The 19,821-nt window shown below is 35.1% G+C and carries 19 protein-coding genes and 1 tRNA gene; 8 read left to right on the top strand and 12 right to left on the bottom strand.

The window, feature by feature from the left end:
* Positions 1 to 48: 48 nt before the first annotated feature.
* Positions 49 to 771 (bottom strand): alpha/beta hydrolase, encoded by a 723-nt coding sequence (locus CVN76_RS27615; protein ID WP_100533853.1) that lies wholly within the window; start codon positions 769 to 771, stop codon positions 49 to 51.
* A 191-nt stretch (positions 772 to 962) separates the two neighbouring features.
* Here CVN76_RS27615 and CVN76_RS27620 point away from each other — a divergent pair, with 191 nt between their 5' ends.
* Positions 963 to 1,520 carry a phosphatidylglycerophosphatase A family protein gene (locus CVN76_RS27620; protein ID WP_100533854.1) on the top strand — a complete coding sequence of 186 codons (558 nt, stop codon included), beginning with the start codon at positions 963 to 965 and terminating at the stop codon, positions 1,518 to 1,520.
* 20 nt (positions 1,521 to 1,540) lie between these two features.
* Here the strand turns inward: CVN76_RS27620 and CVN76_RS27625 are convergent, their stop codons facing one another.
* Positions 1,541 to 1,762 carry a hypothetical protein gene (locus CVN76_RS27625; protein ID WP_061143419.1) on the bottom strand — a complete coding sequence of 74 codons (222 nt, stop codon included), beginning with the start codon at positions 1,760 to 1,762 and terminating at the stop codon, positions 1,541 to 1,543.
* Positions 1,763 to 1,969: 207 nt separating this feature from the next.
* Between CVN76_RS27625 and CVN76_RS27630 the strand changes: the two genes are divergently transcribed.
* Positions 1,970 to 2,041 (top strand) — tRNA-Val (locus CVN76_RS27630).
* Between the two features lie 107 nt (positions 2,042 to 2,148).
* Here CVN76_RS27630 and CVN76_RS27635 read toward each other — a convergent pair.
* Together CVN76_RS27635 and CVN76_RS27640 are read right to left on the bottom strand one after the other, a co-directional pair.
* Positions 2,149 to 3,282 carry a site-specific integrase gene (locus tag CVN76_RS27635; protein WP_100533855.1) on the bottom strand — a complete coding sequence of 378 codons (1,134 nt, stop codon included), beginning with the start codon at positions 3,280 to 3,282 and terminating at the stop codon, positions 2,149 to 2,151.
* Between the two features lie 349 nt (positions 3,283 to 3,631).
* Positions 3,632 to 3,829 (bottom strand): helix-turn-helix domain-containing protein, encoded by a 198-nt coding sequence (locus tag CVN76_RS27640; protein ID WP_100533856.1) that lies wholly within the window; start codon positions 3,827 to 3,829, stop codon positions 3,632 to 3,634.
* A gap of 870 nt (positions 3,830 to 4,699) precedes the next feature.
* Here CVN76_RS27640 and CVN76_RS27645 point away from each other — a divergent pair.
* Positions 4,700 to 5,614: an AbaSI family restriction endonuclease gene (locus CVN76_RS27645; RefSeq protein WP_100533857.1), complete on the top strand. Its 915-nt coding sequence runs from the start codon at positions 4,700 to 4,702 to the stop codon at positions 5,612 to 5,614.
* Between the two features lie 218 nt (positions 5,615 to 5,832).
* Here CVN76_RS27645 and CVN76_RS31295 read toward each other — a convergent pair whose 3' ends face one another.
* Positions 5,833 to 6,003, bottom strand: a complete 171-nt coding sequence (locus CVN76_RS31295) for a hypothetical protein (protein WP_157805820.1) — start codon at positions 6,001 to 6,003, stop codon at positions 5,833 to 5,835.
* A 330-nt stretch (positions 6,004 to 6,333) separates the two neighbouring features.
* Complete coding sequence (locus CVN76_RS27650) at positions 6,334 to 8,931, bottom strand: immunoglobulin-like domain-containing protein (RefSeq protein WP_100533858.1); 2,598 nt, start codon at positions 8,929 to 8,931, stop codon at positions 6,334 to 6,336.
* A gap of 418 nt (positions 8,932 to 9,349) precedes the next feature.
* Here CVN76_RS27650 and CVN76_RS31300 point away from each other — a divergent pair, with 418 nt between their 5' ends.
* The 5 genes from CVN76_RS31300 (at position 9,350) to CVN76_RS27670 (ending at position 15,539) form a co-directional block, all read left to right on the top strand.
* Complete coding sequence (locus CVN76_RS31300; protein ID WP_157805821.1) at positions 9,350 to 9,505, top strand: hypothetical protein; 156 nt, start codon at positions 9,350 to 9,352, stop codon at positions 9,503 to 9,505.
* Positions 9,506 to 9,761: 256 nt separating this feature from the next.
* Positions 9,762 to 11,162: a phage lytic cycle repressor MrpR family protein gene (locus CVN76_RS27655; RefSeq protein WP_100533859.1), complete on the top strand. Its 1,401-nt coding sequence runs from the start codon at positions 9,762 to 9,764 to the stop codon at positions 11,160 to 11,162.
* A gap of 707 nt (positions 11,163 to 11,869) precedes the next feature.
* Positions 11,870 to 13,300: an ATP-binding protein gene (locus tag CVN76_RS27660; protein WP_100533860.1), complete on the top strand. Its 1,431-nt coding sequence runs from the start codon at positions 11,870 to 11,872 to the stop codon at positions 13,298 to 13,300.
* A gap of 1,055 nt (positions 13,301 to 14,355) precedes the next feature.
* Positions 14,356 to 14,538, top strand: a complete 183-nt coding sequence (locus tag CVN76_RS27665; RefSeq protein ID WP_100533861.1) for a hypothetical protein — start codon at positions 14,356 to 14,358, stop codon at positions 14,536 to 14,538.
* A 113-nt stretch (positions 14,539 to 14,651) separates the two neighbouring features.
* Entirely contained in the window at positions 14,652 to 15,539 is an 888-nt protein-coding gene (locus tag CVN76_RS27670; RefSeq protein ID WP_100533862.1) for a hypothetical protein, read from the top strand.
* A gap of 942 nt (positions 15,540 to 16,481) precedes the next feature.
* Here the strand turns inward: CVN76_RS27670 and CVN76_RS27675 are convergent.
* From CVN76_RS27675 to CVN76_RS31315, 6 genes are all read right to left on the bottom strand, one after another.
* Positions 16,482 to 17,387, bottom strand: coding sequence for a recombinase family protein (locus tag CVN76_RS27675; RefSeq protein ID WP_198512665.1), 906 nt, complete (start codon positions 17,385 to 17,387; stop codon positions 16,482 to 16,484).
* Positions 17,285 to 17,641 carry a recombinase family protein gene (locus CVN76_RS32495; protein ID WP_100533864.1) on the bottom strand — a complete coding sequence of 119 codons (357 nt, stop codon included), beginning with the start codon at positions 17,639 to 17,641 and terminating at the stop codon, positions 17,285 to 17,287. The genes CVN76_RS27675 and CVN76_RS32495 overlap by 103 nt, the downstream gene beginning before the upstream one ends.
* Positions 17,638 to 19,035, bottom strand: a complete 1,398-nt coding sequence (locus CVN76_RS27685; RefSeq protein ID WP_100533865.1) for a recombinase family protein — start codon at positions 19,033 to 19,035, stop codon at positions 17,638 to 17,640. Before CVN76_RS27685 ends, CVN76_RS32495 begins: the two co-directional genes overlap by 4 nt.
* A 1-nt stretch (position 19,036) precedes the next feature.
* Positions 19,037 to 19,204, bottom strand: coding sequence for a hypothetical protein (locus CVN76_RS31305; protein ID WP_157805823.1), 168 nt, complete (start codon positions 19,202 to 19,204; stop codon positions 19,037 to 19,039).
* A gap of 72 nt (positions 19,205 to 19,276) precedes the next feature.
* On the bottom strand, positions 19,277 to 19,414 hold the full coding sequence (locus CVN76_RS31310) for a hypothetical protein (RefSeq protein ID WP_157805824.1): 138 nt from the start codon (positions 19,412 to 19,414) through the stop codon (positions 19,277 to 19,279).
* Positions 19,415 to 19,606: 192 nt separating this feature from the next.
* Complete coding sequence (locus CVN76_RS31315; RefSeq protein ID WP_157805825.1) at positions 19,607 to 19,768, bottom strand: hypothetical protein; 162 nt, start codon at positions 19,766 to 19,768, stop codon at positions 19,607 to 19,609.
* Positions 19,769 to 19,821: the final 53 nt, after the last annotated feature.

A 19,821-nucleotide genomic window follows, 5' to 3' on the forward strand; every position in this document is an offset into this window, starting at 1 on the left:
TAATGGTTGTATGGTGGCTGGATATGTTGTGGAGAAACCTTTTACAGGTTAGAACATTTCCAGCAGTGCTCTTTTTAAATCTGCCTGCCAATATTTCCAGGTATGATTACCTTCAAATTCTTCATAGAAGCACGGAAATCCTTTTTGGTTCAATAATTGATGCAATTTCCTGTTGGGCTCTATGAAATTTGCCCGATTCCCATCAGTCGTTGGTACGTCGATTTCATCAGTCCCGATTACATGATAAAGTTCGAGTAGATGCGGATCCTCAAAGTTGCGTACAGCCTCCATCACGGCTTCATTGGCCAGGGGCGACTGCATGATGCACTTCCCGAATGTGTGCGGATACTTCAGGGCGGCCAATAATGAAACAGTACCGCCAAGCGAGTCGCCTATCAGGGCGCGGCCATGTCCCATTTGATAGGTCGGAAATTCTTCATCCAGAAACGGGACAAGTTCATGGGCAAGGAAACGTATGTATGCAAGGTGCTGTTCCCCGTCTGGATGATATTTGCTTCTGCGGTCAAAACGATCTTTATAGGGAATGCCCACAACGATTATATTTTCGATTTCATCGTTACCCAATAATTCATCGGCTACACGGCCGATTCGGCCCATTTGAAAATAATCACGTCCATCCTGAGCGATTACAAGCGAATATTTATACAATGGTGAATAATTAGCAGGCAAGTAAACAAGCAGTTCCAATTCCTCCGCCAGCGCTTCACTTTTAAACATGTACTCTTTAATTGTGCCTTTGCGTAAACTCATTTCCCGCACCTCGATGATCACTAATAATGAAATACTTATTACTTAGTTATTTTAGCATAGCCTTGCGAGTTTTTCCCGTCCCAAGAATTTGGAATAAAAAATTTTCTTTATATTTTCTAAAAATTTAGAAAATTTAATGCTATAATACAAGGATATCTATCCATCATACTATAAAAAAGGTGGGGAATTAAATGGCAGATGTACACGTACACAGCAGGGAAGTAACAAAGGCGGCTAAGCGCCTCTTATTGGAACGCGGCGTCAGTGTGGAAGCCATAGCGAAAATCGTTTATGAATTGCAGATTCCATACAAAGCCGATCTCGAATTGGAGGAATGCATCCGCAGCGTCGAGCGTGTCTTATTGAAAAGGGAAATACAGCATGCGATTCTAGTCGGTGTGGAGCTTGATAAACTGGCAGAGCAAAAGAAGCTTTCCGAACCTCTTCAATCCATCGTTGAATCCGATGAAGGCTTGTTCGGCGTCGATGAAACCATCGCGTTCGGTGCAGTCCTCGGATACGGAAGCATTGCTGTCACGACATTTGGCCACTTGGATAAAAATAAAATAGGCGTCATCCACGAGCTCGATAAGAAGCAAGAAGGAGTTGTCCATACCTTCCTGGATGATATCGTTGCAAGCATTGCCGCGAGTGCCGCCTCAAGATTGGCCCATCGCCTGAGGGATGAAGAAGAATCGTTGACAGAACGTGAAAAGGACATCCAGGAAGAAGAAGAGTTAATCGGATGAATCCTATGGGTCATGCGGACTCATCCGGATCGATCGTATTTTGCCTTGATGAGGCGGGCAGAAAGGATATTATTCATTTTGAACGTCCGTTTCGTCTGCCTCAGAAAACAGAAAGCATGAATATGGCCTGGATATATTTCTAGAACCTGGATTTTCCGTTGTGTAATCTTTCCTTGCTCCGAGAGATAAATGATTTCCAGAGGAACCTTTTCTTCCATATGCTTGCGAAGGATATATTTCATTCCCGATCGCCCCTTTGCTAACTTACTTGGTTTTTATCATTATATGCGAACGTACGTTTTTTATGCAAGTGAAAAAGGAACATTCGTTCGTTTTTGTGAAAAATGAAATAAAATTAAAACTTTTTTAATATAATGCGTTGACTTTTCACCAAAAAAACTTATAATAAATTATGTACTTAAGTAATTCACACGCAAGCTTATACATACGACTTGTTAGCTCAGTGGGAGAGCACTTCCTTGACAGGGAAGGGGTCGTGGGTTCGAATCCCTCACAGGTCATCAACTAACAAAGGCTCAAATCCTTGATATAACAAGGATTTGGGTCTTTTTTTATTTTGTCTTACTTGATGCGTTTAGATCAACGATAGTGATTTGCTCACATTTTGCTAACGAGAGTTCTGAAGGGCGTTGTGGAAAATATCAGCCACTTCATCATCTTGGTTGGGCATCATATGGGCGTAATGCTCTAACGTGATGCTAGGTTTCGAATGTCCTAAACGAGTTTGTACTTTGACGATATCTACCCCTTCAGAAATCAAGATTGAAGCGTGGGTGTGCCGGATATCGTGAAACCGAATGGGTGTTACGTTTGCCGCTTCACTGACACGCTTCATTACACGTAACACGTTCCGTGGATCTTGAAAGGTGCCGGTCTCCGTACAAATGACTAAGTCTTGGTCTTGATAATGTTCCCCAAGCCTTTTTCTCTGTGTTTCTTGACGGTCCCTATGAGCCTTTAATGCCTTGACCAGGAAATCAGGAATCGGAACTTGCCGTTTGGATTTTTTCGTTTTCAGCGTAGATAAACGATACCCTTTATTCGGGATGTGAGAAAGGGACCGTTGTATCCGGATGATTTTTTTTGCAAAGTCAATATCGCTCCATTTTAACCCAAGGAGCTCACCTTTCCTCATACCCGTATAAATGGCGATTAAGAAGGTTAGATAATGTCGTTCTCCCTTGCATTGATTAAGGAACGATTCAATCTCACCAAAGGACCATATCTTCATTTCTTCTTTTTTCACCGAGGGTGGATCAGCATTGATCACCGGATTGAAACTAATCTTTTTCCACTTTACAGATTGACCGAAGGCCTGATTTAACAACTGGTGTAATTTTCGTATGGTACTTGTACTATACTCCTCATCTAATTTGAGGTTATAAAAAGCATCGATATCTTCGGTCGTAATTTTTGAAAGCATTTTGTTGGCAAAAGGATTTTCTCGTATTAAGTGCTTATCCATTAAATACTTTCTGCTTGAGGCTGTTGTTTCTTTAATCCTTTTTTGATAATGGGACTTAAACCAAAATTCCATATATGATGAAAAGGATTCTTTGCTCGGATCGACAAATCGATCTTCATCAAGTTCAGTCTGAATCTTTCGAAGAGCAGCTTGTGCATCTTTTTTTCGAGAGAACCCGCCTTTTGTTTTTTGCCTTCGTTTACCCGTAATAGGGTCTCGGCCTATATCCATAATATATGTCCAAGTATTTCCTCTTTGTTTAACAGTGCCTTTCATTTTGCTTGCCCCCATATCCTATTATAGTTCGTGTTAGAACAATGGAAAGCAAGTGGTCTAGTATCAGTTTGACCACTTACTTTCCGTTCTATAAGCCGCTCTTTTCCTCTAGTTTTCAGATTGCAGCTTGAAAAGTATTGCTTGTGTATCTTTTTGGCGTATGAATCTGCTTTTTATTTTTTGTCTACATTCACCTGTTAGCGAGTTTTTCTCAAAATCTCCTATATGTCCAAGAGTTTCCTCTCTTTTTTGAGCTACCTCTCATTATGCTAACCACCGTAAATGTTTGATAATAATTATGTAAGGGAAGTAAGTAGTTCATTGATATGACCACTACGAACTTCCGGTTTTATAAGCTGCTCACTTGTTGCTGCGTCAGCCAGTTAAAAAATTCATCACGGAGCACGCGTTTGCTGCGACCTAATTTAATAAGTGGAAATGATTTTTGTTCCATTAACTCATAAGCGGTTGGCTTAGATACCATTAAAATTTCAGATAAATGTACGGCTGTTAGGATCATTGGATAATCTTCGATGTTTTTAGGCATACTTTATTTCTCCTCTTAATTTTAATTTATTAGTTTAATAGTGATTAATTAGAATTAACTTATTTAATTCGGACACATTATATTTTTAAAAACCAATCGTTTTCAAGGGGAGACTCGAAAAAAATAAAAAAGTTAAAAATAAAAAAAAACTGCCGACAATTGTCTCGGAATATAGATAAAAGATAAGTGTACGGTATTTAAAATTCTTCGATATTTTTTAGGAATACTTCTTAATTTGAAATTATTAGTTTAATAGTCATTTATTTGAATAAACTTATTTAATTCAGAGATATTATATTTTTTTTCAAGGGTTATCCGAAAAAAGTTAATAAGATGGTATTAATGTTATGAGTTGGAAGGGAAAAATATATCGAGCGAAGTAATAAGGTAGGTGGTGTAGCTATCTCCTCATAAAGATGGAAAATCCGTACTACAGCTTCTTAAAACAGTTAGTTTATAGCGTGGGGGAAAATAGGATATAATAAAACTAAAGACTTTAGCGAGATTAACCACCTATGCTTGCGACGCGGGGTGGTTTTTCTTTTTCGTGAACGATTGTAGCTCAGTCCATTTTATTTTTGTACGGCTTTGTAAAAGAATGCTGTAGATTTTTCTATTAAACTAAGGGAACAGAATAGTTGAAGAATGACTGATATTCTAAAAAAACAATCATTTAGAATAAAGATGGCCATTTCTTGTAGACTTTTCTTCAATATTTGCATCTGTTAAGGTTCTTTATTCTGATGGACCTAAAGGGAGAGTGTATTATGTGGTGATATGATGCCGGTAAAAGATCTCTTTTATTTTTAAACGGTGTACAATTTAGGAAGTGTCTGATACAAACTAGAATGAACAACGTGGGGGAAAATGATGGTTGCGAAAAGAGAATATTTAGTTCGAACATTTTCCAGAACTAAAAGGAAAGACTACGAGAATTATATTTTAAACCGGATTTGGAATCGGTTAAATCGGCTAGATTTAAAGCCTGTCACTCAACAATATGTGAAACGAGCTGATGGCAAATACGCCTTACTTGATCTTTATTTCCCACAGATTCATTTAGGGATAGAATGTGATGAGGGACATCACAAAAGTAATGAACTTAATGATGAAATACGGACATTAGAGATTGGAAAAATGTTTCAAGCAGTTAAGGAAAATGAAATTAGGATCGAGCGAATAGATGCTACCGAATCAATCGAAGCGATACATACACAAATTGAAGAGATTGTTCAACTTATCAATAAAATGGCTTCTAACAGAAAAATTATTCCTTGGTCAGAAGATGTAGATTATGCAGAGTTAGCGGTCAAGAATGGGGCATTGTCTATTTATGATGACTACACGTTCCGTACAATTACTGAGGCAATGCGTTGCCTAGGAAAGAATTATAAGGCTATACAAAGAGCTTATTGGAAGTTTAATGAGCAGTATATGGTGTGGTTCCCCCAGCTATCTTTTGATACTGGGAAAGGGAAAGTTTCAAATGCTCGGGGTTGGATTAACGTTTTTAATCAAAATTGGACGGAAATTGAAGAAAGAAGAATGGAAAGTGATTATACACCTTATCATCTCTCTGAGGGTACGAAAAGAGATCGAATTACTTTTATGAAGGTTAAAGACCCTGTATTCGGTACTTATAAGTATCAATTTGTTGGTATTTTTAAATGGGATCGTATCGAGGATAATCGGGTGATATTTAAACGAATTGCTAAAGAGATAGATTTAACACCCTACAATCAAAAAAGGGTAATCACCTCGCCATTTAATAATAGTGAAACGTAAATAAGGGTTGCTGCGGCAATCTTTTTTTTGTTCAACTTGCTGGCAGATTTGTTGAACAAGAAATAAGATCAATTAGACCATATTGAAGAAAAATTGGACTCAATGCAAAAAAAGAAATAAAAAAAATCAGAACCTGTATTTGTTGGTCTAATGGGTACTTTAATCAATTCAAAAGGCCACCTAAATTGGGGGCCATTTGAATGTTGAAAACTTACTAATTACCAATTGTACCAAACTACACCTACAAATATGAGAATGGGGATGCAAGCTATAAATACTCCGTAAAAAGAAAGTTCGAGGTCCTCAGGATTTCCCATAAAAGCTCTTAGACCTGCTCTATCCAATGCAATTTTTTTAATTTTATATTGATCCGCTTCTTTATTACTCATATATGCACACCACCTTATTCAATGTATTTCCAATATTAACATATATATATATTTTATCTAATTAGTCATTTGAATAAACGATTATTTTTTATTAACTTCAACCATAAGGTCCTTTACCTCGGGCAACGAACATTCCGGTGCTTTTTTGGCCAACGTTATCGATTATAAAATTAATGAAAGAAGCTCATTCTCAAAAACCGCTCCATCGTTATAAACGGGTCTCTTCTAACCTACTTGTTGTAGCGTCCCCATTGTGCAGTAGGTCCAAACAATAAAAAGGAACAACAGATATACAATCTGCTGCTCCTACTAGTTGAAATGCTTTTACATTTATTCTGTGAATTTTATTGAATATTCATAGGTATTGCCGTTTGGTATTGTAGCAAAAACAGAAAGCCTACTGCCGCTTACAATCGGACCTTTCCCGTCTTCAAAGTCAATTTTCATCTTCATTGAGGATGAAGGTCCAATACTAGTTACAACGCCCATCTTAACTAAGTCAACTGGTGAGTAGGTTTGAAAAACTGAACCATCCGCATCAAAAACTTTCACGCTATCTATAGCCACTGTCTCCTTGTCTTTATTAATGAGCTCGAAATCCACTTCACCCACTCTCATAAACTTCGTGCTATAATCAGGTCCCCATCCCCAGGAATCGAAACGGAGGTCGGGTTTTCCGGAAACGGTAATTGTGACTGAGCCTTTGACACCATCGACTGTAGCTGTAAATGTAACCGTTCCGTCCGCCAAGGCTTTTACGACACCTTTTTCATCAACAGTCGCAACAGTTTCATCAGAAGACTCCCAAGAAGTAACTTCTGGAAAGCTAGGGTTAAATGGGTAGGCATTGGTATGCACTTCAAATGTTTCTCCCGGTTTTACGATTCTAAAATCTGTATCAGAAAAAACCTCTATCTTTGTCACCGGAACCTTCTTAACAGTTAAGGTAGATTGAACTTCTGTCTTATTTCCTGCTCGATCGGTTACAGAATACGTAATAACATATTCTCCTTCGGTTGTTCTATCCACGTTTTCAGTATTAACAAAGATTTTTCTTGTTAAATCCCCATCAATGTTGTCCGTTGCCTCTACTCCTTTAAGTAAATCAGGAAGAAAATTATTTTGACCAGCCGTCATATCTTTTACTCCAGTGATAACCGGAGGGGTGCCATCAACGACCGTTACTTTGCGTTGAACTCCCGATCTGATTCCTTTACTTAAAATTCTGTATGTTAATGTATAGGTACCTAGGGAGTTTACATCTACATCTCCATTCACTTCAATAAAAGAGGTGGCATCTTCTCCATTACTAAAATCTTTTGCAGTTACCCCTTCTAATGGATCGAATGTTTCTCCTAAATTTATTTTTACATCACCTATTCCAAAAAAATTTGCTTCTCGATAAGTTAAAGTTACCTGACGCTTTACGGTTGTAGTATTGCCGGCTTCATCAGACACGGAGTACTCATATGTGAATGTGCCTGATAGAGATAAATCTGAAGTATTTAACTTCTCTCCGATAGCTTTAACAACCACTTTAGAGGTGAGGTCTCCATCATTATTATCTGAAGAAGTGACCCCTTCCATCGGATCGAAAGGATCAAAATATTGGACTCTTCGGTCATCGACCCCACTAATTTTTGGAGCGATATTGTCTATGACCGTTATCTTCCGTTCAGCGGTCGTTTTGTTCCCTGATTTATCAGTGACAGAATAAATTAAAGTATAGATTCCAGCCTTATCTACGTTCACTGTACCCTCTACTTTGATTTCCGAGGTAAGGTTACCGTCAGCATTGTCATAAGCTGTGATTCCGTATAAAGGGGGAAAATTATCATAAATGCCGATTGCAAACGTTCTATCGTTAAGTCCAGTTCCCGTCAACGTAGGCTTTACTTTATCGACTACGTTAATCGTGCGTGTAACAGTTGTTTTATTATTTGTTTTGTCCTTAACACTGTAAACAAGTTTGTACGTCCCGACCTTTCGGACATTTACACTACCCGTTATCGTCATCTTACTGGTTATAGTTCCATCTATATTGTCGGTAGCTTTCACACCCGATTTCGGATCAAAGGACGTTCCATAATTAACAATCTTATCACCAGCACCGGTAATTTGCGGTTTCGTAATATCTTTTTTCACCGTAATGGTACGCGTCACTGTTGTCTTATTCCCGGTTTTGTCTTTTGTGGTATACTGAAGCTTGTAAATCCCCACATCGTTAACATCGACCTTGCCGCTAATAGTGATTTTGCTCGTAATGTTTCCATCAACATTGTCTGTAGCTATTACACTTTTTTTGGGGCCAAATGAATATCCCATAAAAACTGTTTTGTTTGTAGCACCAGTGATTTTTGGTTTTTCTTTATCCTTTTTAACGGTAATGACACGAGTTACCGTTCTTGTATTTTTTCCTTTGTCCGTCACTGAATAAGTCAGCTTGTAGGATCCTTCTTTTTTTACGTTGACCTGTCCGGTAATCTTGATTTTTGAAGTAATATTACCGTCTGCGTTATCCGTCGCCTTCACACCGGATTTCGTGTCAAAGGAATATCCAAGATAGGCTGTTTTATTAGTTATCCCAGTGATGTTTGGCTTGGTAGTATCCTTTTTGACAGTCACAACCCGCTTTACGGTAACGGTATTCCTCGCTGTGTCGCTAACTTTATAAGTCAGCGTGTATTTCCCTGTTTTTTTTGTATCCACCTTACCTGAAATTCCAATCAAACTGGTGATGTTTCCATCAACATTATCCTTGGCCGTGACTTCTTTTTTAGGATTGAAAGTTTGATTCAAATAAACCGTAGTATTGACAGCACCTGAAATCGTTGGCTTTGTGGTATCTGCTACCGCCATACCGCTAGTTGGCACCAAAAGAATAATAAGAACAACAAGACCGATCAGGCAATACAATATCCTCTTCATTTTTTAAGACCCTCCTGTAGATCCAATCCTTAACCGATAAGCGATTCCAAAGTCTATTGGCAAGAGTCTTTTTTCATCCTCAGCTACTTCATTTTCTAACTAGTAAAAAAGAATTAATTATCCTGCATTTCTTTGAAATCGTTAAAACCGAAATGAAATTATCCATTTTGGGTATAATCACTTAGTTATGGTTGGCATTTTCTTCTTATTGTAAAATAGTCGTGATTCTTCTAACCTATTATACTTCGGATTGGTACGTCATATAATGGGTTTTATGGACTATTTATCTAAGAAAGGGTTTGGATTTGCGTAAAAAGATAGACCGGGATGCTGCCCCCAATCTCTTTTTTAACGCACTGCTTTAATTTTATAATATTTGTTAAAATATTTAAATAAAGGGAATAGGGAGCTGGTTTTATTGAAGAAATTAAATATTGCTCCCGAGTTACTGGAACAAATCAAGGTAGGTGCTTTAGTTGTTTGTGCGGCGAGCCTTTTTGTTATTGCTTATCAGCAATATCGTTGGTTACCTGAAATTGTTCAAGCCTTATTTGCAATGCTAAACCAAGGGTAAGGAGCTTATATGATGGCATTTATCAAAAAAACTTTAAACGGTGAAAGAATCGATTGAATGAAATTTTATGTATGATCGCTTCAGGTCCGGAAAGTATAATTTTCACCATATGAATGATATGAAAAGATTGAAACAGACAAGGTATAGTAAGGCTGGTAAATACTCTGTAAAGCAAACCAATGGTTCGAAAGTCTGTGTTTACTTTATGGTTGGGAGCCTTTTAGTTGTAATGAAGAATTAAAATTGGGGGGATTTGATGTTTTATAACGACAAAGGTAAAACGGATTTTATAGAGCATATGAAAAATAGTTATGGAGGGCAAAGTCGTAGTATTTTTGCTGCCAGTTCTCATATGGAAGAAGAATTGGGAAAGGATTTGTATGATTTCAATTTAGTCGATTTAGGTAAATTAATGGGACAAATGGGTACAACAACTGTGAATGCTTCTAGAACTAAATATTATGTGATGTTTAACTATATTAATTTTTATAAACATTTTAGGGCAGACAAAAGCAATCCTTTTTTATTGGTTGAACCTAATTGGCACGAGCAGTTTGTTGATAAAACTGAACGAAGTATTTTAACAGAATCAGAGCTAGATAAAATTATAGAGCAGTGTGTTAATGCTCAGGACGCACTTACTTTTAGGTTACTATTTGAAGGCTTATGGAAAGGTGAAGGACCTGCATATAGCGAATTGTTAAATTTGAAAGAAAATGATATTAATTGGGAAAAAAATTCACTGTATTTAAACGATGGAGTAGGCGAAAGAGAATTAAAAGTATCTGGAAAGTGTATAGATTTGTTAAAAAGAGCAATCAAGGAAAAAAATTATTTTGATAAGAATGGTAAATCTAAAGGGTATATTAAAAAACGTCCACTTATAGAAAGTGACTATGTTATAAGAGGTGTAGATACTGGATTAAGAAATGTAGAAATAAAGGATAGATATCGTAAATTTTTAGTATCCAGAAAGGTAGCTATCATAAAAGAAGTTTTTAAATATAGTAAAGTAACTCCTGCTACATTACGATACAGTGGAATGGTAAAATTGGCAGTCGATATTAGTGCGGCGAATAACGTTCCGGTGGAAAAATTTAATCATAAGGATCATTGGTCTAAAGTGGCCGAGAGATTTAACGTAAATCACTATAAAGGGATATATAAAGGTGTAACAGACAATATAAATAGTGAAGATGTTAAGGATTTATATGGGGAGTTAGTGGATTATAAAGTTAAAGATTTTGAATTAGTAGAGAACGATAAAAGTGATGTTGAAACAATTGAAAGAAAGAAAAGAATTGATGGTCCTGCTTTTAAGGATTCGTTAATCAAGATTTATGATAAATGTGTAATCACAGATGAAAGTTTTTCCGGTGTCCTAGAAGGGTGTCACATACAACCTTACATTAAGGAAGAAAGCAATCATATTCAGAATGGTTTATTGCTCAGAGCTGATATACATAAATTATTTGATGATGGTTATATAATCATTGATGAAAATTATATAGTGCGAGTGAGTTCTCTACTAAAATCTGATTACTATAAATCATTAAATGGAAAGAAAATAAATTTACCAAAAGAAAAAAGATATTATCCATCTCAAAAAGCTTTAAAAGATAAAATGAAATTTTTTAAGAGGGCTGATGAAGTTTAAAATGACTTTAATACTTTTGTTTATAAACCGCAAAGTGCAGCTTATTATGTAACCTTATTGCGATTACTTTCCAACCGACCTGAAAATTAAATTAGAATGTCGTTAAATATGTATTGATTGAATGATGTCCTTTTAGATAAACTAATTTGTTTGTTCTAAAACACTAACCTCTCGAATCTAATATATGTAGTTTAAGTTATAAAAGGGAGGATAGGAAATGAGCGAACAATTCAGGATAGAAACAGAAGAGATAGGGAAGGAAGTAAAAAAATTGGTAAGCACTTTATTTGAAGGAAGGAAGATATAGAAGAGTCAGTTAACGCAATACACAAAAAAATGAATTTCATTCTAAGAAATTCAAGAATATTTAAAATTGGAGGATTAGAATCACTGTAATCCCAATCACCTATTGTTGAACTAACAAGTACATCTCAAAGAGCTGTTCGAATAGCCAAGATAGTGGAATGAAGAGCAATTTTATTATGAGTTGCTCTTTTTTAATGCACTAAACATAATAAAACTTCATTCAACAACAAAATATCTTATACGGGATTTACCGTTTTTTCAATACTAGGTATGCAATTCAAATATGGGCATAAAGATGTATACATACAATTGAAAAGATTCTTTTTATTTATTTATTAAAATGGTTTAAAATTCAATTAAACACAAATTTATCTATTTTTTATAAAGGGGGTTCTATACCAATGAAAAAATTCGACCTAAATATTGAAAAGGTTTTGGAGCACTGGACCGTTCCGCACGCATTGCGGGAGATCATTGCAAATGCTTTAGATGAATCGAATCTGTCCGGAACTGAGGAACCCATTATTTTCAAAGATGAAGAAGGTAAGTGGCATATCAAAGACTTTGGAAGAGGTTTAAAGTATGAGCATTTAACTCAAAATGAAAATATAGAGAAAACCCAAAACCCTAATAAAGTAATAGGGAAGTTTGGAGTGGGATTAAAAGATGCTCTGGCTACGTTCGATAGAAGAAAAATAGAGATCATCATTCAATCTAAATTCAGTGATATTACGATCAAAAAGTTACCTAAAGGTGATTTTGATGATGTAGTTACCCTACACGCTATTGTTAATGAACCATCAATCCCAAACGCAATAGGAACAGATTTTATATTTATGGGACTTGAGGATGATGATATTGAAAAGGCCAAAGATTTCTTTTTATTGTATTCAGGAGAGAAAGTTATAGAAGAAACAAAGTATGGTTCTCTCATCGAAAATAAAGAGAAACCGGCTAGAATTTATGTGAACGGAATATGTGTAGCAGAAGAAGATAATTGGTTGTTTTCTTATAATATTACCTCTATGACGAAGAAGCTGCTCCAGTCCCTGAATAGAGAGCGGACAAATGTAGGAAGAAGTGCGTACTCTGATCGAGTGAAATCAATTTTATTAGAATGCTCCAGTCCGGTTTCTGCGGGGAAATTAGTGGATGATTTGCAAAGGATCCAAACGGGAAATGCTCACGACGAATTGCAATGGGTTGACGTTCAGCTACACGCTTGTAAAATATTAAACAGTCAGGAAAAAGTAATGTTTTTAACAGCATATGATTTGATGGATGGAGGCAAATACCTCAGTTATGCAAAAGATGAAGGAATGCGAATTGTTACTATCCCTGACAACCTGGCCACCAAATTACAGAGTAATAAAGATTTAAATGGAAATACTTTTAGAAATTTAGAAACCTATGCGGTAGAATGGAATGAAAATTTCGAGTTTCAAATTGTGGATGTTAAAAATTTGAGCAAAAAAGAGAAAGAAATATTCGCTTATAAAGATACCATTGTGGGTTGGTTCCCCAACAAAAAGGGTGTTCTGAAGAGTATAGTGATTTCTGAAACGATGCGGCCGGATAATTATAGTGGTGGAGACGCCTTGGGTTTATGGGACGAATCCAATAAACGAATTCTTATTAAACGAAGCCAACTGAGCAGTATACAAGCATTTGCCGGCACACTTATACACGAACTTGTGCACGCATTTACAGGAACAGATGATAACACCATTGAATTTGAAATCGAATTAACAGAAATGTTAGGGAAGCTATCTCATTTGCTTTTAGATAATGTTAAAAATAAAAGCGGATTTAGGAAGTTGCTAAGGATTTGATAGTTTATTAGGATGGCTCATAATAAGATTAGTACCATTATAACCCTTAAAAAAGGTATATTGCCTCTTGGTTCAGAAAAACCACCTGGTGTCGGAAAGGGGGCTTTTCTCGCAAATCAACTTACTATGCCCCCCTTTCTGGTAATCGAATTAGTGTGACTCGTAATCGATAATATACCAATGGATCTCGAAATTTAATCCAATAAGAGCTTTACCTATAAAGGCGAATAAAGACGGAGGTTATTTGTTGTTTCAACCAATACTGGAACAATTGGTAAAATTTATCGGTGAAAATAAGTCGAGCAGTAAAAGGATATAAAGTAATTAGTAAAAGTGCACTTTCGGGGGATGTATAATTTTCGGTAGGTCCATACCAATAATAATTTTTCGGTAAAGCATCCAAATTGGTATCTTGAAAAAGGCGATTTTTTTGAACTTTATAGTTGTTGGGTGGGAGAAGAAGCTGAAAAGCGAGATGGTGAGATAACCCTCCTAATCAATAACTTTGATATTGACCAGATTAAAATTCCCGAAAAAACGTTAGTTAGATTTGAAAAATGAATTTTTCTTCTTCAACTATCGGGTGCCTTAGTTCATTAAGGAACACAAAAATGATTAAACTTTGTTTCAAACCTGCAGCATAGGCGAATAAAACCTCTTGGCCACCAAGGGGTTTTAGGGTTTCTTAAAGAGTGATTATGCCAACTGGATTTGTATATAATATACATTTGTCAAGAATCATTTTTTACAACAAAATAATACAAACAAGATATTGAAAAGATTAAAAGTAAAAGAAGAAAATTTATTATAGGGGTCCCTACCCACATTGCCATCAATTTAAAGTTATGTAGTACCCCCAGAACGAAATTTTGGACTCGGTCATATGGTAGGACTCCTATTAGAAGTTGTGTTATAGTAAGAATTAATTAAAATTGTAAATGAAAGGGATTTTATTGTGGATTTTAAGGCTATGGTAGGTTGGTTTATAAAAGATAAAACCTCCATTAAAATAATAAATTTCATTCTAAAATCTTTTGACCAAAGGAGGAACTTAAATGTATCGAAAAATTATGATTTTTCTTTCCCTGTATTTTATAAGTGCTTTTATTCTTTATTTTGTAATTGAGAAAACATCTTTTTTATTACCAGCAATCTTCCTTGGAGCATTAGCAGCACTAATCTTTTTAATTGGTTATCTTGCTTATTATTATTACACAAAAAAACAACAAAACAATTAATAACAAAATAGTACATCATCCATCTAAATCTTACTTTATTTTACATTAAAGTAAGATTTTTTTAGTTCTTTGATTTATACTATAATAGTATGTTAAAAACTAGGAGGCTATTTATGTTTAAAAAAGTATGTATGTCAATGATGACCCTTGTTATGGTAGGTGGTGTTTCTGCTTCTTTTGCTAATGCTGAGACCCCTGAACCAAAAAATGACAAGATCGATGAAGCTAGAGAGTATATCCTAAAAAGTAAGGAGGAAACTATAAATCTTCTTGAAGATTTACAAAAAGTAAATCCTACTTTAGAAAATGTAGAAAAGACAATTGATAAATATTATAAAAAAAACCCAGCTCCAAAAGAAATTATAAAAGATAAAGATTTATCTTTAGAAGATGTGTTTCCAGATCAAGTAGAAGAAATTGAAGGTACACTTAATCTTAATGAGTTTATGAGTGAAAAAGAAAAAGAAGTTACACAGAACGATGAAGATAACTTCATTAAATTTAAACATAACAAAGGTGAAGTTGATGTCTATGTCGGTGAAACTGGTGGTGTATTTATTTTAGAAACGAAAACTATCGATGAAAATAATAACGCTTTATCAATGACTTCTAAAATTGGTGCACTTGCTGCTGCCCAAAAAGTGACAAAGAAAGAAAGAACTACTGGGATTGCTTATAACGCATTTGGAGGCAAAATGTTTACTCTATGGGCCCAAGGTTCATTTAATTACAATGGTAAAAGTGTTTCTGTAGCTACTCAAGATGGAGATTATAATAGACATTTCTGGGGATCGACTTTAAATATCACGAAACCTACTTTGGGTAAAGCAAGAAAAGAAGTTGTTGGAAGTCAGACATATTCTGAAGTTTACTCACGCTTGTATTACGAAGCTGTATTTGGAATAAAGTGGGCAGGGGTTACAATGAAATCAGGAACAGTTGAAACATATGTAGGTGGAAGTAAAAATGGACATTTATATGGATCTGCAAAAAGGATATAAAAAGATTGATAGATTTTAACGGTATAAGAAGCTTAAAAAAGATTTCAATATGATCAAAAACACTGAAAACACTCTGGATGCTTCCAGGGTGTTTTTCGTGTTTTTGATGAAGTTCTTCATTAGTCATTTTGGGGGTCCCGGCAGGAGGCACCCCAAGTAGGGGTGTCGTCAGGAAAGTGCGGATTTACAACGCTAAGCATTTTGACACAAGTCTTATGAGACATTTTAAATTCTAATGTAGAAATGAGGTGATTTGATTATGTACCAATAGGCTTTACTCTATTGAGATTATGAAGGTTTCTACTTAAACTAACGGGCGCAGGGTGGTATTCTCTATGCCAGAAAATCATAAAATGCTTTAATTAAAAGAGTGACTATTATAATCAGTTGAAACCTATTTTAGACGAATATCAAATTGATGAGCAATAAAATGATATAAAGTAGTAGTAAGTGCACTGCCTATAATCAAGGAGGTCATATATTATGAAAGATGTCTTTCAAAAAGAAATTAATGATCTGCTTAATAAAAAAGAAGAGCTAAAGAAATCGAAAAGAATAAAGAGGCACTAATTGCGGGTAAAGAGGATGAAGCTAATATACATATTCAAATCAGGTAAATAGTATAGAGCGTAGTTGATTAAAAAAAAATTAAGTAACACTTTATTGGGGTAATGTCTTTGTTAGAATCAAAAAATCTAACCAAGTTAGTTTACCAATTAAGTGTAGAGATCACGGTTATATAATAAGATTCTGCTCTTTAAAGTTATGGTTGGGGTATGTATAATTTTCGGTAGTTTGTCCATACTAATAATAATTTTTCGGTAAAGCATCCGAATTGGTATGATCGAAGTTTTCACTAAAAAGTTAACAATCGCAAAAGACAATGGTGATCGTGAATTAGAACTTCAAATAGCAGAATTTCTTGAAAGCCACCGGCAAACATTACGTCAATATCTTGAGTGCCTTGAATATATTTCCTACCTTCGAGATGAGTTCTTCCATAGTGTTGGTCATTTGATTTAAGTATTGAATAGTTTGTAGTTTTGTTTGTTCTGTTGAAATAAGCTGTTGAACACGTTTTAAGATGTTGGGGAAAAGCTTTTCGTGCACTTCATCTGTGTTAACTTTGTAATGACAAATCTTACAAACATAGTAATGGTATTGGTAAGACAGCCCATTGCGTTTGGTTGAACCATTTTGTGTGACTAAGATCTTTTGGCAATTGCAACATTTGATTTTGTTAAGAAATAAAAAAGGTGTATCAAATCGTCCAAATGACTCCAAAAGGTGTTTGTTCTGTTTATGAAATAGAAGCTGAAATTCATTAATAATTGGATCGTGAGTCTCTTTAAACAAAAATGTTTTTGGACCTCTTTCTCCTTTATGAACGGTCCAATTTAAATCTCCCGTGTAAACAGGGTTTTTCAAAATGTTTTCAATGGTACTAGAACGCCATTCCTTACCTTTAGGTGAAGGGATATTTGCTTCATTTAACAGAAAAGCAATCTTTTTTAAAGATTGCCCCCAGCTATATAAAAAGAAGATAAGCGAGACAATTTCAGCATTTTCGTTTGGAGTTAATTGCTTATTTATTTGGTTATAACCGTATGGAGTTCGAGAGCCGGGACGTATTTTGGTTTCCTGTTCCAAATCAGTAATTAAACTACCTATCGCTCGTTCTGACTTCAGTACTGATTCATATTGTTGCAAGAGAAAACTGATTTTCATATTCATATCTTCAGGGTTTATTGGCGTATTGGATTCCGTTGTATAGACCTCAAGATTTGGTAATTTTTCAAGCATAGGTCGATAAAAATCAATGGTAAATGAGTAGCCTGTCCGATCCATTCGAGATACATCGTAAAAAATGAGAATTGGCACCTGCATTTCAAGCATTTTTGTCCAAGTCGCATTAGTTCTTTACGTTGGTTGGCTCGTTTGGAGAATGCACTTGTAACATCTTCAATAAAGATAAATTCATCTGGTACATTGAGTTTGTTTCGTTTCGCAAATTCTAGAATATGTTGTTTTTGAATTTCTACACTATTATTGTTTTGTTGCTTATAGGAAGAACGCCGGATGTAGCCAAAGGCTAACCTCATTGAAAATCCTCTCCTTCAAATATAAAATGAGTTTGAATATCTTGAATATAATCAAATTTGTTGACTTCAATATTTACCTCGTTTGGATAAATATATAGGTTTTGGATGAGTATTGAACTAAGAAAAAATGGATTTGCATTACGTGTACTATTCAGATATTCCTTTACCAGCTTTGATAGCTGCTTATTACCTAATAAGAGTTCTTCTTTAAGAAGAATTTCAGCTGATAATTGCTCCTGTTTTTCTTCTAAAATAGAAAGCTCTTCATAAAGAGGATGCTCCCGCCAATTCAGTAAGGTATTATCCTCCATAATGATATTCTGAAGAATTTGATTCTTATCTTTTTTAAGAATGTCAAGGTTATGTAAAAATGATTGTCTAATATTCCGAAAATAAATCGATGAATCAAACAATAGCCGATTTATGTCAAGATGGTTAACAATCTGTTCAAGGGTGCAATAAATAATAGAAGTAAGACTTTCAGCGAAGATATGAATTTTTGGATGTTTTCTTGCACAAGAATACCAAGCAGCTCCTTTTACTATATCCCAATGAAAAATAAGTGATTTTCCGCATATTCCGCAGTTAACCTGAAAAATATTTTGTTCTTGAAGGTGTTGATCCTTCTCCAAATACTTTTCTACAATCGCATTTTTATCTTGTAAATCACTAAATTCACTTAAAGTTAAGTAGGGCTCAACGTGACTTAGTTTATTTTTTCCTTTGCTAAGATCGTAACCGGCATAAAATGGATCCCTGGCAACCCTAAGGAGTTGAGTTTTTTTTGTTCCAAGTTTTTTTTGATAAGTCTTCAATAACTTTTCCAACTCGATATATGTTTGTACTTTTGAGAGATCTAAGAAGAAATGAATAAGGGTCTCTCTTTTTATTGGATCCTTATGAAATTGTTTTGTTTGTTTATCTTTAACATAGCCTAACTTTTGAGCCGGATATCTTCTTCTTGCTTCCTCCGATCTTCTAGCGATATTTTTCCCTTCAAAATCTCCTACAATGTTCATTACTCCCTCTAAGACAATGTTACCTGTGGACTGTTGATGACCATTACCGGTAGAAGTATAGATAATTTGAACTTCTTTCTTTCTACATAACGATACGAAGTAATTTGCTTCATAATAGTCACGGAATAAACGTGTTCGGTCAAAGGCATAAATTATATCAACTTGGTTATTTTCAATCATATGGATGATTTTCATCATATTTGGCCGATTTACCACTGATAATTTGTTAGCAGACATTGCGTGTTCATCAATAATGACGATCTCTTTGGAAAGATATTGTTTACGGTATATAGCATCCGCAGATTGTTGCATAGCTAAATCTTGACTAATTGAACTTACTCTTCTAAAAAAAACTTTATATTTATTTTGAAGCAATTTACTTACCCTCACTTTTTTTTAGTAATGTTTGATGGAGCAATTTAGCTTTAAGACGATAAGGAACATCTAATTGCTCTACAATGATCCGTCGAATAAGATGTTCAAACCATACATCCGTAACAGAATTAACATCTGATCCGGTATGTAAATTAATTTTTCTACGCATAAATGTACACCTCCGTTTTTCAGCATTGACGTTAGGAGGTGTATTTTATACAAAATGTATTCATTTATCTCCTTATGTATTGGAATTACGTTCCTCTGAATCTAATTCAAATCGTAATTGAACAGATTCTTCTTCCTCTGAATTCTTGATGAAAATTTTAATTATCCCCTTTTCCTGTCCAGGAAAATCCTCACGCTCCTTTTCTTTCATAATCGTCGCTCCTTTGTAGATGTTCTAGGAAACTATGAACCAGGAATGGTGACAAATGCCCTTCTAATTCAAGCTTCTTAATTTTCTCAACTAAGTTTGTAGAATGTCTTAAGGAATGAGTAGTTGAAAATCTTTCAGGCTGATCAGGATGTAACGTACTTGTGAATATCTCCTTGGTTGAATTATTAAAAATCAATCACTCTCACCACCTTTACTCTGATTAGGAAGTTCTTTATTTACTTTTGGCTGGTTAGTATTTATTAAGCCATCTAGTTCTGCTACTAGGGGATCCTGGATGATCATTTGTGCATTAACTACATTTTTTGCTGAAGCGTAGCAACGAATAACTTTCAATTATGTAATCTCCTTTGTTTGTTTAAATTTAATAAGTAGGAAAATAATCAGTG

The organism is Bacillus sp. mrc49 (genome assembly GCF_002803435.1).